Source organism: Gimesia aquarii, from assembly GCF_007748195.1.
Taxonomy (GTDB): domain Bacteria; phylum Planctomycetota; class Planctomycetia; order Planctomycetales; family Planctomycetaceae; genus Gimesia; species Gimesia aquarii.
This window is the reverse complement of record NZ_CP037920.1, coordinates 5718749-5739845: the sequence shown is the minus strand read 5'-3', so window position 1 is coordinate 5739845 and position 21097 is coordinate 5718749. Positions and strand designations below refer to the sequence as shown.

General features: G+C 44.0%; 13 protein-coding genes. 5 read left to right on the top strand and 8 right to left on the bottom strand.

What is annotated here, in order from left to right; all coding sequences use genetic code 11:
- Window positions 1-14 precede the first annotated feature (14 nt).
- The 5 genes from mnmG (at window position 15) to V144x_RS21870 (ending at window position 7774) form a co-directional block, all read left to right on the top strand.
- Window positions 15-1847, top strand: a complete 1833-nt coding sequence (gene mnmG, locus V144x_RS21890; protein ID WP_144988166.1) for a tRNA uridine-5-carboxymethylaminomethyl(34) synthesis enzyme MnmG — start codon at window positions 15-17, stop codon at window positions 1845-1847.
- A gap of 553 nt (window positions 1848-2400) precedes the next feature.
- Complete coding sequence (locus tag V144x_RS21885) at window positions 2401-2985, top strand: response regulator (protein ID WP_144988164.1); 585 nt, start codon at window positions 2401-2403, stop codon at window positions 2983-2985.
- An 81-nt stretch (window positions 2986-3066) separates the two neighbouring features.
- Window positions 3067-4311, top strand: a complete 1245-nt coding sequence (locus tag V144x_RS21880) for a sensor histidine kinase (protein WP_197998576.1) — start codon at window positions 3067-3069, stop codon at window positions 4309-4311.
- A gap of 184 nt (window positions 4312-4495) precedes the next feature.
- Window positions 4496-6658 carry a Na+/H+ antiporter NhaC family protein gene (locus V144x_RS21875; RefSeq protein WP_144988160.1) on the top strand — a complete coding sequence of 721 codons (2163 nt, stop codon included), beginning with the start codon at window positions 4496-4498 and terminating at the stop codon, window positions 6656-6658.
- A 90-nt stretch (window positions 6659-6748) separates the two neighbouring features.
- A complete protein-coding gene (locus V144x_RS21870; protein WP_144988158.1) occupies window positions 6749-7774 on the top strand; it encodes a dihydrodipicolinate synthase family protein in 1026 nt (341 codons plus the stop codon).
- Between the two features lie 20 nt (window positions 7775-7794).
- On the opposite strand, the gene alaS is transcribed toward V144x_RS21870, so the two are convergent.
- From alaS to V144x_RS21830, 8 genes are all read right to left on the bottom strand, one after another.
- On the bottom strand, window positions 7795-10422 hold the full coding sequence (gene alaS, locus V144x_RS21865; protein ID WP_144988156.1) for an alanine--tRNA ligase: 2628 nt from the start codon (window positions 10420-10422) through the stop codon (window positions 7795-7797).
- Between the two features lie 11 nt (window positions 10423-10433).
- Window positions 10434-12038: a trypsin-like peptidase domain-containing protein gene (locus tag V144x_RS21860; RefSeq protein ID WP_144988154.1), complete on the bottom strand. Its 1605-nt coding sequence runs from the start codon at window positions 12036-12038 to the stop codon at window positions 10434-10436.
- Window positions 12039-12241: 203 nt separating this feature from the next.
- Entirely contained in the window at window positions 12242-13312 is a 1071-nt protein-coding gene (gene recA, locus V144x_RS21855; RefSeq protein WP_144988152.1) for a recombinase RecA, read from the bottom strand.
- A gap of 304 nt (window positions 13313-13616) precedes the next feature.
- Window positions 13617-14168: a class IV adenylate cyclase gene (cyaB, locus tag V144x_RS21850; protein ID WP_144988150.1), complete on the bottom strand. Its 552-nt coding sequence runs from the start codon at window positions 14166-14168 to the stop codon at window positions 13617-13619.
- A gap of 1 nt (window position 14169) precedes the next feature.
- A complete protein-coding gene (locus V144x_RS21845) occupies window positions 14170-15813 on the bottom strand; it encodes a multiheme c-type cytochrome (RefSeq protein ID WP_144988148.1) in 1644 nt (547 codons plus the stop codon).
- 190 nt (window positions 15814-16003) lie between these two features.
- Window positions 16004-17263: a DUF1573 domain-containing protein gene (locus V144x_RS21840; protein ID WP_144988146.1), complete on the bottom strand. Its 1260-nt coding sequence runs from the start codon at window positions 17261-17263 to the stop codon at window positions 16004-16006.
- A 125-nt stretch (window positions 17264-17388) separates the two neighbouring features.
- The gene (locus tag V144x_RS21835; RefSeq protein ID WP_197998575.1) at window positions 17389-19803 is read right to left on the bottom strand and encodes an O-antigen ligase family protein; all 2415 of its coding nucleotides are present in this window, start codon (window positions 19801-19803) and stop codon (window positions 17389-17391) included.
- Window positions 19800-20921, bottom strand: coding sequence for an MraY family glycosyltransferase (locus tag V144x_RS21830; protein WP_232102601.1), 1122 nt, complete (start codon window positions 20919-20921; stop codon window positions 19800-19802). The genes V144x_RS21835 and V144x_RS21830 overlap by 4 nt, the downstream gene beginning before the upstream one ends.
- Window positions 20922-21097 lie beyond the last annotated feature (176 nt).

The window sequence follows — 21097 nt, the reverse complement described above, 5'->3', positions numbered from 1 at the left end:
TACAAAGCAAAACTATGAGTCAGTCGGTTTACTATGAATATGATGTGGTAGTCGTGGGAGCCGGGCATGCAGGCTGTGAAGCAGCATTAGCTGCAGCACGTTTAGGCGCAAAAACCGCACTCTTAACTATGAACTGCGATACCGTTGGTCAGATGAGTTGTAATCCTGCAATTGGAGGGGTTGCTAAGGGGCAAATTGTTCGTGAAATCGATGCCCTTGGTGGTGAGATGGGACGTGTGATCGATGAAACAGGCATCCAGTTTCGAATGCTAAATCTTTCTAAAGGTCCTGCTATGCATAGTCCACGTGCGCAAGCAGATAAAAAGGCCTATCAATTCTGCATGAAGTGGAAGGTTGAGCAACAGGAAAATCTGACTCTCAGACAGGAAATGGTCAAGGGGCTGATTGTAGTACAGGACCGGATTTCGGGAGTGATAGTTCATGGCGACGCACAATATCATTGTCGTGCTGTGATTCTCACAACAGGGACATTCCTGCAGGCAATTATGCATACGGGAGAAGCGAAGACCAGAGGGGGCCGCGCTGGTGAAGGGACAACAGGAACTCTTTCAGATAGCCTGGTTCATCTTGGGTTCGAGCTTCAGCGTTTTAAAACAGGAACTCCTGCGCGGTTGAACGGTCGTACGATTAACTTTTCAGTGCTCGATGAACAACCTGGAGATGAAGATCCCCAACCGTTTTCGTTTATGACAGAAAAAATAAATCAACCGCAAATGTCTTGTTATTTGACAGAGACGAATGACTACGTTCATAAGTTGATTAATGAAAATCTCGACCGAGCACCGATGTATTCTGGTCAGATCAATTCTACAGGACCACGCTATTGCCCTTCGATCGAAGATAAAGTAGTACGTTTTGCAGAACGTGACTCTCATCAGATCTTTCTTGAACCAGAAGGGCGTTGTACGAACGAGTATTACTGCAATGGTATTTCTACAAGTCTACCGCGTGATGTGCAAGACAAGATGATTCATTCTATACGAGGGCTGGAAAATACCGAGATTATGCGGTATGGCTATGCTGTTGAATATGATTTTGCGACTCCTACTCAGTTGAACCCAACCCTTGAAACGAAACAAGTAGAAGGCCTCTACTTTGCAGGCCAGCTTAACGGCACAACTGGTTATGAAGAAGCCGCTGGTCAAGGATTGTTAGCCGGGTTAAATGCGGCATTGAAAATTGCTCGCAAAGATAATTTTATTTTAGATCGGAATGAAGCTTATTTGGGAGTTCTGATTGACGATCTTGTTACGAAAGGAGTGGATGAGCCGTACCGCATGTTTACTTCTCGGGCAGAATTTCGTTTATTACTCAGACAGGATAACGCCGATCGTCGTATGACGCCTGTTGGTCGTCGTATTGGTTCTGTTTCTAACGAACGTTGGCAGAAATACCAAGAGTATGACACAGAACTCAAAAAGGCAGCACAGTTTATTCAGAGCACTCGTTATCAAGGCAATACTTTGGAAGAGTGGCTTCGTCGTCAAGATATTGGTTGGACTCAAATTAGTGAGTTTGCACCAGCATTGGAGGACTTTCACTTTTCAGAACGTGCCATACAGCAGACGCTGATTGAAGTGCAGTATGCCGGATATATCCGTCGTCAAACTGCCGAGATTGAGAAGCAGAAAAATGTTGAAGCACTGCACATACCTGACCATATTGATTACCAGGTTGTTCCTAATTTGCGTAATGAGGCTAAGGAAAAATTATCTCGCGTTAAACCCAGAAACGTGGGACAAGCAGGTAGAATCAGTGGCGTCACCCCGGCTGATTTAACAGTGCTTGTACTATATCTAAATAGCTCTAGTCGAATGGCGACTTAAATCCTTACAATTTAGTAACATATTTCTGTTTGAAGCCTCGAGATACATCTGATTTTTTTGATATGTTCAGGTGAGTCTTGAGAAAGTCTATTTGAATTTATAGTCTGGAATGACAGGTCTAATTATGTGTAAGTGATTACTTTGTATGTATTTATTTCAATTATTGACTCAAGTCCCGGAATGCGTGTTGACCATATCGTCAGAATAGATACAATCGGAGTTATTGATAATACTGGTAAAGTCAAGCGGTATTGAAAGTTTTGGCGTTTGTATCTATGTAGGATACTTGTGACGTCTGGAAAATCAGTAGTGTTTGGCAAGTAAACGGGCCACATGACTGCACCTTGGAGGATGCGGTTTTTTATCAGTTTACTTGGATTCAGGTGAATAGATAAGAGGCTGATTATGGAGATGTCAGTTTCATGCAGAGGTAATGATGAACGGGTCATCGCTATCAATGCGCAGGGGCTCGGTTATTGCATGTTGTAATAGCCTTAAAGCGCTTGGTCTTTCCTGCTCAATTGAGCGGGTCTTCAAAGGATGGATGAGCAATATGAAAACGGTTTTTACCACAGGCGAAGCCGCAAAGATTTGCAAAGTGAGTCAACAGACGATTATCCGCTGTTTTGATTCGGGCCAATTAAAAGGGTTTCGGGTGCCCGGTTCTCGCTTTCGCAGAATTCCGCGCGACGTCTTGTTTAAATTTATGAAGGACAACGGAATTCCTACCGATGCCTTGGAAAGCGGAAAGCGAAAAGCTTTAATCGTTGATGATGATGAAGAGCTGGTAGAGTTAATCCGAGATGTACTGGACGCCGATTCCCGGTTTGAGATTCGAGTCGCCAATAATGGTTTTGATGCTGGGATGATGGTGAAGGAATATCACCCTGATATTATTATTCTGGACGTTATGCTGCCGGACATTAACGGTAAGGAAGTTTGCCAGCGAGTTCGCTCTGACTCCTCTATGGATGATGTGAAAATTATCTGTATCAGCGGTATGGTTGAAGCAGACAAAATTGATGACCTGAAAGCTGCAGGTGCCAATGACTTCATGCAGAAGCCGTTTGAAGTAGAACAATTAGCAGACCGTGTTTGCACGCTTCTGAATCTGGAATCAGTTCACGCTGCCGGTTAATTTCTGGATCACACAGTCATCAGTTTCATGATGGTCGGTTCTTATTCCGATCGTCATGAATTCTGTTGTATGGAGTATCAGATGTCGAGCGAAGCCGGTATCGCTGGTGTTCAATTACCGGATGCTTATTATAGACGTTTGTTTTCGCTGGTTCCTGTGCGATCTCTCAGCTCCGTGATCAACGAATTGTCTGTAGTCTGGTGTGAAGCAACAACTGCTGAAGCAGTTTATCTTGCTGTTTTAGAGCGTGAGAACTTAAGACTATCTGCTGGTGTTTTTAAGTCTTCTGAAAATGTAGCTCATTATTTTAATACGGATAGCATAAGGCTCTCAAAAGATCGTTCGATTACAGAGCAGACTCGGTCTGTATTTGAACAAGGGCGGTTATTGAGTCAGATTTCCCAAGCAGCATTCGATTTTTTTTCATTTTCATGTGATCAAGCTGAGATTGCAGGAATCTATGTTTTTTCTTCAACGAAATTAACAGATGACGTTCCTGTTATTTCACAGTTGATAAATTTGAGTCAGCGATTGTTATCTCAAGCATTGGAACAAAGACTACAGAAGCATTCTGCTTTAAAAAGTGGGAATCTTCCTGAGTCGAATCAGAATTTAAGCATCGGACAAAAAATTTTACCCAGTTCTGATAAGCTGGAAGCGATGGCTGAATTTGCAGCCGGCGCCGGACATGAGATTAACAATCCCGTTGCTACGATTGTGGGGCGTGTGCAGATGCTGCTGAAAGAGGAGACAGACCCACAGCGCAGACAGTCTCTGGCAACAATTGGAGGGCAAGCTTACCGCATTCGGGATATGATTGGTGATGCAATGTTATTCGCTCGACCGCCTGCGCCTCACCCCGTTTCACTCAATTTGCAGCAAATGACTCAGGAAGTTTTAAACAGTTTGAACGAAAAAATTTCCAAAGCTGGCGTTAATGTTTCTATAAAGCTTTCGAGTTTACTTACAATCTGGGCTGATGAAGTTCAGTGGAAGGTCGTTCTCAGTAATTTGATTCTAAACAGCTTGCAGGTTCTTAAAACTGGTGATGGTATTGAGATTTTTGCAGAGGAAATGACACAAAATTCGATTCGTATTATGTATATCCGAGTTGTTGATGACGGTCCGGGGTTAACAGAACAAGAGAAAGAGCATTTGTTTGATCCATTCTTTTCTGCAAGACAAGCCGGTCGGGGGTTAGGATTTGGCTTATCGAAGTGTTGGCGAATCATTTCGCTTCATGGTGGATCAATAGAAGCGGAAGTGAATGCAGACCGAGGAATGACATTTCATCTTTTCTGGCCAATTGAAGGTCCGAAAGAATAATGGCTTCATTAAGTAACAAAAGGCTTAAAGGGATATAAATCAAGCGACTTTCTCCAAATCATCGCTTGCAGATCAGACAGGGATCGGTTTCAATATAGCCAGCAGGACGTTTGGAAAGTATGATTTCGCGCGAGCTTGATCTTTTTGAACCCTTCCTTTATTTGATTAAGCAGCCTGAGGGACGATGGCGGCGATTCAATCCTATCTGATAATTTTGGCCAGCTTCTTAGGGCAGTCTGAGAAGATCTCGGATGTGCCTCTACAGAAAGAGCCTGCAAGATATGCTATTGAAGCGCCGGATGTTACCGTTATCGGTATCCCTGTCAGTAAAGTAACTATTCGTGCTCTCACTGTAGAAGGGGAATTGGATAAGGAATTCTCTGGTCATCCCCAGGAAATTCTTGGTTTGGAGCTTTGGGTTAAAGGGGTTGATACTGCGTTACCTCCTTTTAAGAACGGTATTTTAGAATTAAAGACCGATCTGACACAAAACCAGAAGGTCTTCATTACTCAGGATCTGATTATTGTCGATCCTGACATTCGAGGTACAGGTTCGTTAGAGGTTTATCGTATCTCAAAATGGCTGAGTTTATTGCCTCCTGTCTTAGCTGTTGTACTGGCCATCTGGTTTCGAAATATCATTCTTGCTTTGCTGGTAAGTGTCTGGAGTGGTGCCGTTATTTTAGCGCACGGGAACTTGTTTCTCGGATTTGTACATACTCTGGACACTTTTGTAATCCATGAGATTGTAGAGCCAGGCAATCCTGACAATTCCCATTTGATGATCATCCTGTTTACGATGTTCCTTGGTGCAATGGTAGGAGTCATGTCTGTGGGGGGAGGCTCCGCTGCGTTAGTAAACAGGCTGTCAAAATACGCGTCTAAACGCGAACACAGCCAGCTCATGACTTGGTTCTTGGGACTCATTATTTTTTTTGACGACTATGCAAATTCATTGTTAGTGGGAAGTTCGATGCGGCCAATGACTGATCGCATGAAAGTCTCTCGGGAGAAGCTTGCATTTCTCGTCGATTCAACTGCTGCACCTGTATCGGGAATTGCCATTATCTCAACGTGGGTTGGGGTGGAGATTGGTTATATAGCAGATTCCTATGCTAGTTTGGGAATGGCAGAAGACTATTATACAACTTTTTTATATAGCCTGCCGTATCGTTTTTATCCGTTACAACTATTAGCCTTTGTTTGGCTGGTTGCCTATTTGGGGCACGATTATGGTCCGATGTTGAAAGCAGAAGTACGAGCAATTGCATTCGACCAGGTCATTCGGCCAGGGCGAGTCAATGTCGTTGAAGCAGAAACAGTTGCAGAGCAGGGGCAACTGGCACATCGCCTGTTATTGCGAAATGCATTGATTCCTCTATTTGTCTTGCTGGGACTAGTAATGGTTGGGCTGATGTGGACAGGGACAATTGAAATCGAACGCCTGAATGTTGAGCGGTTCGAGTCGGGACAAACTTTGTTGCAAAAGAATTTTCGAACTGTTTTAGAACATGCATCACCAAATCGGGTCTTACTGATCTCTTCGTTCCTGGCTTCAATAGCCGCTATTGCAAGTTGTAGTTTTACTAGAGTGCTTTCATTAAATGAATCTGTTGAAGCCTGGTCAGCTGGAGCTAAAAGTATGTTTCTGGCAATCTTGATCCTGGTATTAGCATGGTCCATTGCCACAATTTGTGATGCGAGCCATCTAGATACAGCCGGAGTTTTAGTGGAGCTACTCTCAGGAAGCCTTTCTCCGAACTGGATGCCAACAATTACATTTCTATTGGCTGCGGCAGTCAGTTTTGCCACCGGCAGTTCGTGGTCAACCATGGGACTATTGATGCCGTTGTCGATCTCTGTGACCTACAGTCTTTTAGTTCCCTTGAACGAAGTCGATCCCAACCATCATTTGATGTTAGGAACGATTGGAGGAGTTTTGGCAGGTGCTATTTTTGGTGATCACTGTTCTCCCATTTCTGATACGACAATACTTTCATCCGCAGCAGCTGGATCGGACCATCTAGACCACGTTCTTACACAGATGCCTTATGCGATTACTGTTGCTGTTATCTCATTAGTATTTGGTTATATTCCCGTTGGTTTTGGTATTCAGCCATACATACTCTTGCCTGTAGGTCTCATTGTATTATTCCTGATTCTGCAGTTTTATGGCCGCTCTGCAGAGGCGGAAGCCGAAAAGATTCTAGAGGCTGGTATCAGCGCTGAGGAATTTAATAATACTAAACATGAAAAAGACGAAGAGCAGAGTGAATTAACGAATAAGGATGAGGAAGAACCTGATCAGCAGGATGAGTCTGAAGAAGAGCCAACGGAAGCGGACTGAAACTGTGTTCTCTCATCGATTTGTGTGCTATAATTCTCCTATACTCTATAGACTAGCAAGTTTTGTTTTTATGTATAGGTAACCCTCAGGATGCAGCCCCAGTCAAAACTTAGTGGAATTTTTACTCCAAACCTTGTTCCCTACGATTCTAAAGGCGAAATTAACGAACCAGAATTACGCCGCTATATTGATTGGCTTATTGAAAAAGGTGTCCACGGCCTCTATCCCAATGGTTCTACCGGTGAATTCACTCGGTTTACTCCCGAAGAGAGACGTCGGATTGTCGCCATCATTGCCGACCAGACGAAAGGTCGTGTACCTATTCTGGCGGGGGCCGCTGAAGCGAATGTTCGTGAGACAATCAAAGCCTGTGAGTATTACCATGGGTTGGGAATTCGAGCTGTCGCGATTGTTGCCCCTTTTTATTACAAGTTGAGTCCTGCTTCTGTTTATGCCTATTTTAAGGAAATTGGTGATAATACCCCCATCGATGTAACGCTCTATAACATTCCGATGTTTGCCAGCCCGATTGATGTTCCCACAATTCAACGCCTTTCTGAAGAATCTGAGCGTATCGTAGCGATTAAGGATTCATCGGGTGATATTCCCAACATGATTCGTATGATTCAGGCTGTGCGGCCTAACCGTCCGGAGTTTTCATTTCTGACTGGTTGGGATGCGGCGCTAATGCCCTTATTGCTTAGCGGAGCAGATGGTGGAACGAATGCCAGTTCAGGAGTTGTTCCTGAATTAACTCGTAAGCTATATGATATGACCCTCTCAGGACAACTAGATGAAGCACGTCGTATTCAATATGACTTATTGACATTATTTGATACGATGATTTATTCGGCAGAGTTTCCCGAAGGCTTCCGCGCTGCAGTGGAATTACGTGGCTTTAGCATGGGAGAGGGACGCCAGCCAATTACACCAGAGCAGCAAACCGATATCTCTACCTTGAGCCGAACACTGCAATGCATGCTTTCAGAGCACGGTTTTACAAATGAACCGATTGGAGGCTGTGCTACGGGAATTACTGAAGACCTAAGTAACAGCGATGTTTCTCAGATTGTGCAACGTGTCGTGGCCGAACTCAATCGGCGTAAGCTGATTTAAGCCATTTCTACTGAGAACGACTAGCCTTCCAGCTTATTGCGATAGTAATTTGAGCCTGTAGAAAGCGCCTCTTCCAACTTCTCGGGATGTTTACCGCCGGCTTCTGCCATATCAGGACGTCCACCACCGCCGCCTCCGACAACTTGCGCAGCGGCTTTAACGCAATCACCGGCTTTGAGTCCCTGCTTGACCAGATCTTGATTGACGGCAGCCATTAAAGCAACCTTATCATCAATAACGGTACCTAAGATCAGGGCAACATGTTTTCCTTTTTTACGCAGATGATCTGCTAATTCACGTAGCTGGTCTCGCGAAGCATCTTTTGCATAATATGCAACAATTTTTACATCGTTTACAGTGACAGCATTTTCCAGTAGTTCATCAGCAGTACCGGCCAGTGATTTGCTGGAAAACTTCAAGAGCTGCTTTTTAGTTTCGCGAAGTTCATCCTGCAAGTGTGCAATGCGATGAGGTAGTTCGTCCACTCGCGGTGCTTTGAGTTGCACGGCAATTTCCTGGAGCAGTTTTTCAGTATTTCTCGTTTTTTCCAGTGCTTTAGGACCAGTCAGGGCGTGAATACGTCGAACGCCTTTGGCAACAGGTTCTTCGCTCACAATTTTGCAGAGACCCACTTGCCCTGTATTAGACAGGTGAGTGCCCCCACAAAGTTCAATGCTAAAGTCTCCCATTCTGACGACACGCACATTGTCTGGATATTTTTCACCGAACAGAGCCATTGCACCAAGATCGCGGGCAACTTGAAGTTTCATCAGCTCTGTCGTGACATTGGCACCTTCTGAGATACGCTGATTGATGATATCTTCAATCTGACTTATTTCTTCTGAAGTCAGTGACTTGCTATGCGAGAAGTCAAAGCGGAGCATATCTTCTTCAACTTTCGAGCCGCGTTGCATTGCGTTTTGGCCTAAAACTGATTGAAGACCATGGTGTAACAAGTGCGTTGCCGAATGGGCACGTTGAATTCCTGATCGTCGGGGCTCAGTTACTGTTGCTTTTAGTGTTTGTCCCTGATCGAGTTTACCTTTTAAAAGGTGTCCGATGTGAAGAATCAATCCACCATTTTTCTGTGTGTTAATGACTTCAAATTGTATGCCATCTGATTCTATGAAACCAGTATCGCCTACTTGTCCACCTGCTTCTGCATAAAAGGGGGTTTGATCAAGCACTAGTACAACAGGGTGGGCGTGTCCTTTTTCAACGAGTGATTCCACTAGCCTGTCTTCAGCAATAATCCCAACAACTTTTGCGTTTTCTTCTGTGGTTTCGTAGCCTTTAAAAACCGTATCGCTGGTCGTTTTGTGTAATGCCGTTAATGGACCTTCTGACATGACCGAGTCTAGAAAGGCACCACTACCACTGCCTTCTTTATGTCGCTGCATCAAGGTATCAAATTCAGCGCGGTCTACGGAAAGATTATTTTTGGCAGCGAGTGCTTCAGTAAGTTCGATTAGAAATCCATCTGTCTGATGAAGGTCAAAGACCTCTTCGCCAGAAATTTTTGAAAGCCCGTTCTTTTCAGCATTTTTGACGAATCCTTCAAAACGCGTAAGTCCTTTTCCAATGACACCCAAAAATTGTTCTTCTTCCTCTTTAATGATGCGCTGCGCATTTTCAACCGTTTTTGCAATATCCGGATAAGGTGATTTCATGATCTCTACAACAGACGGAACAATCTGGAATAGAAATGGTTCATGTTTGCCTAGTAGATAGCCTTCTAAGAGTGCACGTCGTAGTAACTGTCGAACAACATAACTCTCTTTTTCACTGCCGGGATTCACGCCTTCATGGATACTAAAGGTGACGGCGCGAACGTGGTCTGAAATACGGCGGAGCGGGCGACCTGCTGCTGATTCGAATTGATAATTCGTTCCGACAGCATCACCGGCTGCCAAACAGAGTTTTTTGAGAGTGTCAATTTCAAAGTTACTGGGAACTCCTTGCAGGACTGAGGCTGTACGCTCTAATCCCATGCCAGTATCGATATTTTGTTTAGGAAGTGGTTTTAAATTATCAGGGGGATCTCCCACGCGATTGAATTGAGTGAAAACAAGGTTCCAGATTTCTACATTATCTTTTCCACCATTAGGATGATAAAAAATTTCACTGCAAGGACCACAGACACCATCAGGGCCTAAGGAGGGAGCACCTGCAGGCCAGAAATTTTCGTGTTCGTTTTCACGGCTGATTCGATTCGAGGGAACTTTAATTTCATCGTGCCAGATATTGTAAGCTTCATCATCGTCCTGGTAGACCGTTACAGACAGCAGGTTAGAATCCAGACCCAACCATTTTTTATCAGTCAGGTACTCCCAGGCCCAGTGAATCGCTTCACGTTTAAAGTAATCGCCAAATGAGAAATTTCCAAGCATTTCAAAAAAGGTATGGTGGTAGGGAGTCACTCCCACGTTTTGAATGTCTCCAGTGCGCAGGCACATCTGGCAGGTTGTGGCTCGGGTAAATTCGAGTTTACCAACACCCAGAAACTGATTCTTAAATTGATTCATTCCTGCGGGAGTGAATAGTACGGTACGGTCATCACGTGGCACCAATACATCTGAAGGTCGTCTAACACATCCTTTTTCTTCAAAGAAGGAGAGATAACTTTCGCGAAGTTCGTCTGTTTTCATTGCTTTTAAGATTACTTAATTGGGGGAAGGATAACTTTTCGGCCATCCAAAAGTTGTAATGTTACTTGTTGTGAATTGCTTATTTTTTGTGCTTCCTGATAAAACAAATCAGGTGTCTTGATTGCTTGATTATTAATATGGCTGATAAATGTTCCTTCTTTAAGACCAGCCACTTGAGCGGGACTTTCTGGAGCGATATGCGTCACTACGACTGCCGGCGGGTAACTGAATGGACTATATGTAAATTTGCTGCGTGCTGTGGGGTAATCGATTCTCAGTCCGCGCCAGAGAGGGTGCCGGTATTGAGTTTGAATTATCCCTTCATCGTCAACCACTGGCCATTTTCCTAGTTTCACTGTCAGAGTCAACTCACGCGGTTTTCTTCCTCTTAATATTTGAAGCTTTACTTCATTTCCCGCTCCTGCTTTACCTACTTCCCGCATTAGTTCCAAATGATTTGTCAACTTTTTACCATTGATTGAAAGAATCAAGTCACGCGGTTGCATGCCGGCCAAATGGGCAGGGGAATGTTGTTTCACATTGACGGCTGACACGTAGAAGGGATCTTGGAGAGCTGAACTCCCAGGAATACTGTGTCTTGCTCTATTTCGTTCAATCGTTTCTGGCTGGATACCCAGAAAACCGTATTCTGCTTCCAGTCCAGCAGAGAGACTATTAATGATACGCTTTGTCGCTTTGTCGATCGGAATTGCATAGCCTGTCGACTTTTCATATCCATCTAATGCTGCCAGTGATGTTGTAATTCCAATCAGATTTCCATCGAGGTCCAGTAATGCACCACCACTTGTTCCTAAATCAAGGCGTGTGTCAACCTGCAATAAAGTTCCAAAATGATGCAGCGTTTCTTCTTTGGCAATTTCTTGATCAAAAAAATGTTTTCTAATAGGAACAGGAAATCGATGAAAGTTACTTAAGATTCCCCAACTGGCGCTGGGAGAACCATCGCGGGCAATGGCATAAGGATTCCCCAAAGCAATAACAAATTGTCCCTTTCGAATCGATTCAGCATTCCCATATTTAATGGGGGCCAGTGATTGTGCATACTCACGAGTAAGTGTGCGTGCCGGGATGAGAACGGCTAAATCACTACGCGGGTCAGCAGCGATAATTTCCGCATAAAAGCCCCGGCGATTAACTGTGTGAACATAAATACGATTTTCAGGAATAGTCTTTTGTCCTGAGACGGGGCCCCCCTGTGTCAGATGATAATTCGTGAGTATCAGAGTTCGCTTCTGATTTTTTGGATCTGGGATTATTACACCCGAACCAAATTCGTTAGGGATAAAACTCAGGTTTTGTGGGTTTTGTGATTCATTAAACTGTTGATTAGGGTCGAGCCCAAAAGGAGCGGGAATTCGAGATTGGATCTGTTGTTTTTTAGTTTTAATTTTTGATATCGCAACGACAGACTTTTCAGACCTTTCAATGGCTGTGATCAATTGTTTTTCGACGGCAATAGCAACAGCCCGTGCGTCGAGACTTTGCGCATAAAGCGAATTACTTTTTTGAAATGAGAATAAAAACAGACTGATTACCAAGGTTGTGATGAACACCACTTGGTTTTGAGCAAATTTTGTTGATTGATCATCGAACATTTGTTGCCTTAGACGAAATCAAAAGAAACTTCTTATATGAGTGATGTAGAATTACTGTTCTCACCTGAGCTGATTAGAATAAATACCAATTTTACAGTGTTTCAAGGGAGAACCCAATGCAAAACGACCTTGAATACCACTGTCGGAATCAAGGTCGTTGAGGGAATTTTATGAATTACTGATTTTGCAGAAAGATTGCCAGATCAAGCTTCAACGGCTTCCGGAGAAGGGACCAGCCCTTGAGCCACGAGTACTTTCTGTTTAATTTCCTGGCAGAGATCTGGGTTCTCTTCCAAAACGGCCTTAGAACGGTCCCGGCCTTGGCCAAGACGCGTGTCTCCATAACTGAACCAGCTACCACTCTTTTTGACAATTTTATTTTCAACAGCTAAATCCAGCAGGTCCAATTCGAAGTTGATTCCCCCTGAACTGAGCATATCAAATTCAGCAACTCGGAACGGTGGGGCGATCTTATTTTTAACGATCTTGGCTTTCATACGAATGCCGGTAATCGTATCTCCATCTTTCAGCGTTGCCACTCGACGAACATCAACACGTACCGAACTATAAAATTTCAGGGCGCGCCCACCGGGTGTTGTTTCGGGGCTACCAAACATGACACCAATTTTCTCACGAATCTGGTTGATGAATATCACGGTCGTTTTGGACTTAGAAATCGCTCCTGTCAACTTTCGCATGGCTTGACTCATCATGCGGGCCTGGAGACCAACGTGGGTATCACCAATCTCGCCATCCAGTTCTGCTTTGGGAACTAATGCAGCGACCGAGTCGACGACGATCACATCCACAGAGTTTGATTTGATCAGCATTTCGGCAATTTGCAGCCCCTCTTCACCATAAGTAGGCTGACTAACCAATAATTCCGAGATGTTGACTCCGAGCTTTTTAGCCCAGATTGGGTCGAGTGCATGCTCGGCATCAATAAAGGCAGCGATGCCTCCTTCTTTTTGTGCATTTGCGATCACATGTAAGGCCAGTGTGGTTTTACCACTTGATTCCGGGCCATATAACTCAATAATCCGTCCGCGAGGAAAGCCGGTACCACCTAGAGCCAAGTCGAGTGAAAGGGCACCGCTAGCGATGGCGGGGACAACTTGCGCATTGTCTCCCGTTAATTTCATGATGGCGCCTTTACCAAAGGCCTGCTCAATTTGCCCGAGAGCATTATCAAGCATTCCATCAGGAGTGGCGGAACCGTTGTTTTGAGTTGTGTTTGTACTAGCGGCTCGTTTTGATCGTGCCTTTGCAGCCATTGAGGTCTTCCTTCAATAATATGACAGTTGCCCCGCAAAATTGAGTTCGAGTTCGTCAGGCGAAGCAAGTGCCTAATTTGTCGAGAATTGCGGGGACGTCATTATTGAACGCCGTCTCGACCCATGGATTTAAAAGGAAATGTCTATTGTGGACGAAGATATACTAACAAGTTTTTCTCCTGTCACAATAGAAAACATAAGAGAAATATGTCTGGCAGCAATTATTTCAGAATTCTGCGAATCTGAAAAGGAATAAATCACAGGAAAGATTCAAAATTTGCAAGACACTGTTGTGGAGCCAGATTTAAGGTTCATTTTCAAGCAACATCCCTAAATAAGAATGCCGAATCGGATTGGATAATCCCAAAGATCTTGCCAATTCAATGATGGCTTCTTCCGCATTGGTGAGTTCAGATTCCTCTGCCATTAATTCAATTTCTGCAAAGGTTCCGAGTTCTTCCACCTCGTCTATCGTAATTTCAAAAGTATGTTGGCCGTGTGAATAGCTGAAGGGGGTGCGTACTTTTTTGACAGCTTTGAGAGGTTGAAACCCTAGAATTTCAAGCATTTCCGCCAATTGTTCAAATGCGCGTTGACCTGACTCAAATTCAAGTTCAATCTCCTGACGCACTTTGCTGATTGTTGAGAGTTTTGGGCCTTTATACGTGATTCGATTATTGGACCCGTTACAGCGAATACGAATTGCCTCGTCTGTCTCAGCAAAATTACGAATAGGATGTGCAAAATAGTGGTCTTGTTGTTTCAGGCAATCTCCACGTCTGGCGCCAATATGGTCGAGTTGATGTAACAGATCGTTTTTGTCAGAGATGGCAAATTTTTGTTCTACTTCCAGCATTTTAATCCCGCCAGGGGTGTTTGACTTTTTCCCAATAAGAGTCAAATTCGAAATTGGGGCTATTGTCCAGGTCGTGACATTGATAGCAGGTCTTCTTTTTGGCTTCGGCCAGTGTAACCCGCATGACTTTTTTGGCTTCTTCGAGTTTGTCCATATCGACTAGTTCGATGTGTCCACTTCCCGGACCATGGCAGTTTTCGCATTGCTGCCCCAGTAAATGCGGAGATTCTTTTTTGTTGACAAAACCACTTTTGTAACGGATTACATCCTGTGGATGCCAGCCGGTGACATGGCAGGAAAGACATTCTGGATCATAGATACGTGAAATGACGTTCTGGCCTTTCTGGTCTTCTCGGCCGGTGATGAGACTTTCGTAAGCATGAGCATGCGCGGTAGTGAGCCATTTTTCATATGCTTTTGTGTGGCATTCACCACATGTTTCTGCACCAACGAATGTTGCACCGCGTGGATGATCAATGGGCAGTTCCTTCGCAGCCAAATCTTCTTGTTTCAGCCGATCTTGATAGAATTGCATATGCTCGGCCATACGTGGTGTGTCCTGAAAGCGTTGCTTATCAAGTTCGATCACTGTGAATCGGAATCGTTTGGATCGATCATCCTTGGCTGCGTCCTGTGGATAATAACCAACGACGCCGGCATTTTTTCCTTTATGACCAACATCGACCATCATCGTTTTGCCAATAAACGTCGGTTCCCCGATAGGATCTTCGACACCGCCGGCGGTCAACAGAATATCAAAAACGGGAAGTTTTTCAGCGATGGACTTTGATTCTTCCTTATCCGATTGAGAAAGCAGAACCATCAAATCAGGTTTCGCTGCTTGCATTTTTTTAATGACCTCTGGCAGTACTTTAACTGGTTCTTGCCAAATGATATCGGGAACTTTTTCCATCCGGCTTTTTCCAATGATGGAAGTCACAGCAATTTTCACCCCACCCACTTCAATAATTTTGAAATGGCTTTTACCTAACTCAGGTGTCTCCAGGATGAGAATGTTGGCTGCCAGAAATGTGGGCGTTGTGTTAGGAGAGGCAGGTTCTGGGTTATGCAGTTGCAGGAAAATATCAGCACCAAACCTGAGTTCTTCAGGCCCCAAACCTACACCAGCATACTTCATGTCTTTTAGCGATGCTAAAATGGTCTCGTATTTGATCTGACTTTGACGGCGGTTTCGTTTGACAAGCCCCCCTAGATCAAAGGCAGTCACTGGCCATTTTCGATCTTCGATTTTTTTGACAAGATTAGCAAGTAGAGAAACGCCTCCAGTTTGATTTTGAGTACAGCCACAAGGTTCGAGGTAACCACGACGTTCACCGGTAAGTATGATTGCCAGCTTGGGCGCAGGCCAGTCTTTAAAAAGAGGTCTAGGTGAGCTTTTGGACGCTGATTTGTGATGGCCAGTTTCAGTTTTTTGATGTGTCTGTGCAGCAGAAGTTTCTTTACCAGTGTTGGTCGTAACAGGTTTTTTTGAGTCCGAATTTGCTGACTGGTTTTCAGCTACTAAAGAATTTGAATTCTTTGCTGTAGGGGACTGGGATATTTTCTTTTCACAACCAGTCAGCAAGAGAATGCTAACAAGCAGGGCAACCTGATAATGATGCTCGGAATCTCTTTTATAAAACATTCAATGCAACCTTCCATGGGAGTTTATGAGGGGAATAGACATAATAGGGAGCCCTCTTTATCTATTTTAGCTCATAGCATAGTATTGCGTCAAAGTGGATCTGGCCCCAGCCCCGGAGAGTTCAGATACAAAAGTCCAAAAAAATGAAGTGTCTTCAATAGGGAGATCTACAATGTTAAAGATATTTAGCCTATAGCGAGATAAACTGAACACGGAAGTTGATCTCTTTTGCGTTCGGATGGTTAGTCTGCAACTTTACATTGGCTAAATTCCCTCGACCAAATGACATGGAAGGTTTTCCAGCTGGTACTCCAAATTTCAGTTGATAGCGTTGTTTTGTTTTTGATTGAAATTTGTCATCTTTTTTGAGTTCGAACTCTAGAAAATCAGGCACAATTTTCTGGCTCAATATTTTTAAAGGTTGTTCTGTTCCTTCCACGAACATGGAAAGTGTGACTTCTTTTCCTTCTTTAGAAGCAAATTCACCCAAATTGAGAACCATGGTTTTGGGATTCCAGTGAACTCCAAATGTGGGCACAATGCGAATGGGGCCCGTGTGATTTCCTGAGACTTGAATCACAAATTCCTTATACTGTTCTTGTTCCCCATGTTTATGATCATGGCCTTCATGATCAGCATGTTTGTGTGCATTATCTTGCTCCTGAGATTTCAGATTATTAGGAATGTCTGTTTTGACAGTCAACCGTTCCATAAATCCACCGAGAGGAAATTTATTGGGGTCTCCAGTAATTTTTATTCCATATCCAGATTTGGCGTCAACTTCTTTTAGTTCTTCTGGAGTGAGTGGTTTCGAGGAAGAACTTAAACCGGGATTGCTAGAGATAATCTCTAAGATTTTAAAATCATCTAGATACTTGGTATGAATTTTTCCCGTGAACGATACAGGCTCTTCAGTTGACATTATAGGGAGAGACCAATTCGGACTACCCAGTGAATCACCAGTGAAGGAAATCAGGTTATTGACTGTTCCTTCGATTTGTAATTTCATTTCCTGGTTTTTAGGATCATTGGTCCAAATCGTCGCAGTTTGCCCAAAATTTTCTTGTGGGGTCTTCGGTGTCCAGATGAGTTCGATTTCAATTGACTCGCCTGGTGCGACCGCATTGTCTTTCATTTCACTGAGTGTGCACTTGCAGGTTGTATTTCCTTTTTTCACTTCCAGTGGAGCTTCTCCCTCATTTTTTAGCACAAATTTATGCGATAGAGATTGCCCGACTGCCATTTCTCCAAATTTATAGAGTTCTTCATCTACAACTGCTTTAGGGTAGGGACCGGTCTCTGAAACTTTGGGTCGGTCATCTTCTACCGCTTTTGGTCGGTTCCCAGAATTTCCGGTCTCTAGTGTGCTGTTACCTCTTCCTAACCAGATAGTTCCTGCAAGAGCAGCAATTAAAACAACAATGGTTGTGAGAATAGCTCGAAGATTCATATTTACACCAGCGATGAATTTATTAATTGAGATTATAATACGGAAACAAAATCAGGTAGCAGATACATTTCAAATCACTTGGTAAATGATACCCAATGATATTATGAACCTAAGTTTGTCGGAGTTCAATTCTGATTCCTATGACTTAAGTTAATTATCTCTTTCATTTTATTTAAAGTCTTTTCAGTCAGATATTTGTCAATATGCTGAGCTTGATGATTCGCCTCGTCTAAATTAATAGCCTGCCTTGCTTCACCCTGACTCTCATTTAATTGGCCTGCCTCAAATAAAACTTCGGCGAGAACAGCTCGATAACGGGCATTATTAGGATAGCCAGTGACTGCCAGACTCAGGTTTTCGATGGCGTCAGTTAAGTCAGCTTGTGTTTTTGATACTTGATATTGTTGGAAAAACTTCTGCCCTAACTCAAAGTAATTGAGTGGATTGAACGGATTCCGCTTGATAGCCTCCTTTTGTTGTTTTACCCCTTGATCAAATGCGTCACGGTCATCGTGCTCGCTCTGAGCCCATTGGTTAAAATAAATTTGTGCCAAAGCTTGCCAGGGACCAGGTGAAAGTGGGTCTGTCTGGGTTGCTTGTCTGAAAAACCGTTGAGCACTCTGGGCGGACCGACCACGCAGAAGTGCCTGTTCGCCTTTTATTACGAGTCTTTTTCGGTGGATTGTTGGCGCAAATGATGACCAGACGAAGAAAACGATCATTAAAAGACAGACAAATAAGAGTAAGGTTTTCAAATGTATAGATTTCAGAGGCCTAGATTTACCAGAACTGCTCTTTAGTGGCAGGATTCCACTTTCATGTGCCTGTTGACAGGTAACAGGCACAGCCAATGCCAGGAGCAAAAACCACGTTTGTGTGATGGCTGGCATGGCAATGCCACCTGCTCCCAGCAGATGAATACTGAGAGCAACAAACCCGGCTGCTAACGACAGCGAAAGTAAAGAGGAGCGGTCCTCCATCTGCTGGAATTCATCGTCTGTCTTCCAACCCAAATTCAACACAAAATAAAGTACCAACCAACCGAGGCAGAAGATCCAGAGCAGAGTTTCATCAATGGATTGTAGAAATAATTGAATCCCCCACAAGAAGGGGAATGCGAATATAAAACCGAGTAGCAAAGCCACTTGACTGGTTGACATTTCATTTTGAAACGAATCTATTTCAGTCTTGGATTCGTTACTGGAAGCTGATGGTTTGATGACCCAATGATAACAGGCCAGCATAAGAACGGTTAATAAACCAGCGAAAGCAATCATTCCACCATTGGCCCATACATCGAGAAACAGGTTGTGAGGATCGGCAATTTCTTCACTAGAGCCAGGAAGCTTGTATTTCAAATAATGCTCGCGAAAGTTTCCCGGACCTGTTCCCCAAAGCGGGGATTCTTTTATCAGATCCCAGGTAGCGGTCCACCATTCCAGCCGATATTTCAGTGATTTGGGAGCTTCTGTCAAAACCTCTTTATCAAAACCACCACTGAATGTTGCCAGAAGAAAAAATCCAAGCAATATGATTCCAGTCATGCTTCCCCATTTGATAGCATGCTTTTTCCATGCCTGACTTTGTTCTTTGTGTCGAATCAGCTTCAGTATACCAAGACTAACGAGGCCTCCCACCACGCCGACCCAGGCAGTGCGGCTTTTCGTCAGGATCAGGCAATAGCCGATGAGAATTGTGGGAAGCAACAGGATCCAGGATTTGAATCGACTTCCTTTTGAAGTGACATGTCTGGTTTTGTCAAAAAGGGCATGTACCGTTTGTGAAAATGCAATCAGAAATCCGACTGCGAGCAAACCGGCAAACGTATTTGCCAATGCAAACATACCTAATGGCTCTGTACTGTCCAGCAGACGTCGTTCAAATAGCTGTTGGCCACTGCCTGATAAGGCATCGGCGGGGACACCCATTGAAAGGAGTTTCTTCTGAAATTCGGAACGCTCGGCCGGCGTGGTAGCCGTATCAAATTGTTGCCGCGCGGAGAGATACTCTTCGGCTAATTGGCCATACATCCAATGGTGTTGCCAGATTCCATAGACCGATAATAGGACAATTGTTGTTAAGAGTCCTTGTAATAAGACTGTGCGCAATTGTGTTGTAGCAATGATTCGTCGAATTAACGAGAAGGAGAGCCCGAGTGACACCCATTCCCACATTAGATTCAAAGCGGCCCTTTTCTGTCCGTCAGTAATCAAGATCATCACTAATGCTGCGATTACCTGACCTGAGACAAGTAGCCATACCCCAAAATCATAGCGGTCAAGATGAGGCGTCCGGTAACGATCCAATAGTAAAGAGCTACAAAACAGAATGGCGACGATGAACCAGCCAAGAGCTATGTGTAGTGTGTCCCCCTGTGGAGCTGATTCTGCAGGAAGCAAATAACGTGTTGTGATCAATGTGCCAACAAGAAACAGTTGAACTCCGGTCAACAACGAAAGTAGTGGGTGGAGTTCAGGCGCAGCGGGACTGGATTTGGTATGAGATGACTGTGACCGATGTTGTTTTCGGCGTTTACTCATTCCTGGTTTTTCCGACCTGCGTTTTCTAGTATTGTGACAATAGAAAGCACACACACAATCAGCAGTATGACGAGTAATGCTGCATTCCATGATGAGACTTCATAGAGAATCAGCCCCGCGACTCCTGTTGTCAATGTTGCCAGGTGAATGGTAAGAACAGTATTTCGTTTACTCAGACCAAGTTCCACCAGGCGGTGTGAGAAATGGCTTTTATCGGCATGAAAAGGGCTGCGTCCCTCTTTTAGTCTTATCACCATAACCGTACAGAAATCGTAGAGCGGAATTGCCAGAATACAAAGAGGGGCCAGGATGACATGTCGGCTGGCAACTGGTTCTCCCTGTACTGAATTGCCGGAGTAAAATGTGCCGAGGATCGTCATTGTGGAGAGGATCAAGCCAATAAAATAGCTCCCGGAATCTCCCATGAAAATTTTAGCAGGAGGCCAATTGTGACATAAAAAACCAGAAATTGAACCAGCGAGAACCAGTAACACACCAGCAACGAGCCATCGCGGTTCACTGGTAAATCGCAACATAATCAATGCAAACAGCACCGCGGCGATTAAACCGATCCCCGATGTCAATCCATCCATGTTATCCAGAAAATTTAAAGAGTTGACGAGCACAATGATCCAGGCCACAGTCAATAACATGCCGATCCATGGCTGCTGAATAAAAAGCGTTCCTCGCACACCTGCAAAAACTAAACCAATCGCGACCAGTAATTGAATGATCAAACGAGGCTTCCATGAGATATTGATTTTGTCGTCAAGTAGTCCCATGACCGATAAGATCGTTCCCCCTGCCAGCACTGCCCATAACAGTTGTGAGCGATAGAGCACTCCTTCTAAATGCGGGGCTAGTTCCTGTGGGATCCAGGAGGGAGTCGCGCCTGATTTCAAGAGAATCAAAACTATCAACTGGGCCATACCAATGGGAACAACGACGCCAAGCCAGATACCTACACCACCTCCCAACGGTGTGGGATTTGTGTGTACTTTTCTTTGTGCAGGTTGGTCAATAAGTCCCCATTTGGGGGCCAGTTTGCGCATGGCAGCTGTTGCCAGAAAAGAAATCAGAAATGAAGGAGCCAGGCACGCAATTACAAAAAATAACATTACAAATGGCATTCAGAAAAACGATAGAAACTCTTGGATGAGAAGCTATTTTTTATTAGTTCTCATAGTTTCTAAAGTGATCAGTTGGAAAAGTTTAAAAGATTCAAAAAGATCAAAATAAAAAACTCATAAAGCACTAGTTTGGCTAACGAAATGATTTAGTGGTAGCCAAAAAT

Excerpts from the sequence above, each read along its gene's own strand:
- mnmG (WP_144988166.1), top strand. The coding sequence starts at position 15 with ATGAGTCAGTCGGTTTACTATGAATATGATGTGGTAGTCGTGGGAGCC.
- V144x_RS21885 (WP_144988164.1), top strand. The coding sequence starts at position 2,401 with ATGAAAACGGTTTTTACCACAGGCGAAGCCGCAAAGATTTGCAAAGTG.
- V144x_RS21880 (WP_197998576.1), top strand. The coding sequence starts at position 3,067 with ATGTCGAGCGAAGCCGGTATCGCTGGTGTTCAATTACCGGATGCTTAT.
- V144x_RS21875 (WP_144988160.1), top strand. The coding sequence starts at position 4,496 with ATGGCGGCGATTCAATCCTATCTGATAATTTTGGCCAGCTTCTTAGGG.
- V144x_RS21870 (WP_144988158.1), top strand. The coding sequence starts at position 6,749 with ATGCAGCCCCAGTCAAAACTTAGTGGAATTTTTACTCCAAACCTTGTT.
- alaS (WP_144988156.1), bottom strand. The coding sequence starts at position 10,422 with ATGAAAACAGACGAACTTCGCGAAAGTTATCTCTCCTTCTTTGAAGAA.
- V144x_RS21860 (WP_144988154.1), bottom strand. The coding sequence starts at position 12,038 with ATGTTCGATGATCAATCAACAAAATTTGCTCAAAACCAAGTGGTGTTC.
- recA (WP_144988152.1), bottom strand. The coding sequence starts at position 13,312 with ATGGCTGCAAAGGCACGATCAAAACGAGCCGCTAGTACAAACACAACT.
- cyaB (WP_144988150.1), bottom strand. The coding sequence starts at position 14,168 with ATGCTGGAAGTAGAACAAAAATTTGCCATCTCTGACAAAAACGATCTG.
- V144x_RS21845 (WP_144988148.1), bottom strand. The coding sequence starts at position 15,813 with ATGTTTTATAAAAGAGATTCCGAGCATCATTATCAGGTTGCCCTGCTT.
- V144x_RS21840 (WP_144988146.1), bottom strand. The coding sequence starts at position 17,263 with ATGAATCTTCGAGCTATTCTCACAACCATTGTTGTTTTAATTGCTGCT.
- V144x_RS21835 (WP_197998575.1), bottom strand. The coding sequence starts at position 19,803 with ATGAGTAAACGCCGAAAACAACATCGGTCACAGTCATCTCATACCAAA.
- V144x_RS21830 (WP_232102601.1), bottom strand. The coding sequence starts at position 20,921 with ATGTTATTTTTTGTAATTGCGTGCCTGGCTCCTTCATTTCTGATTTCT.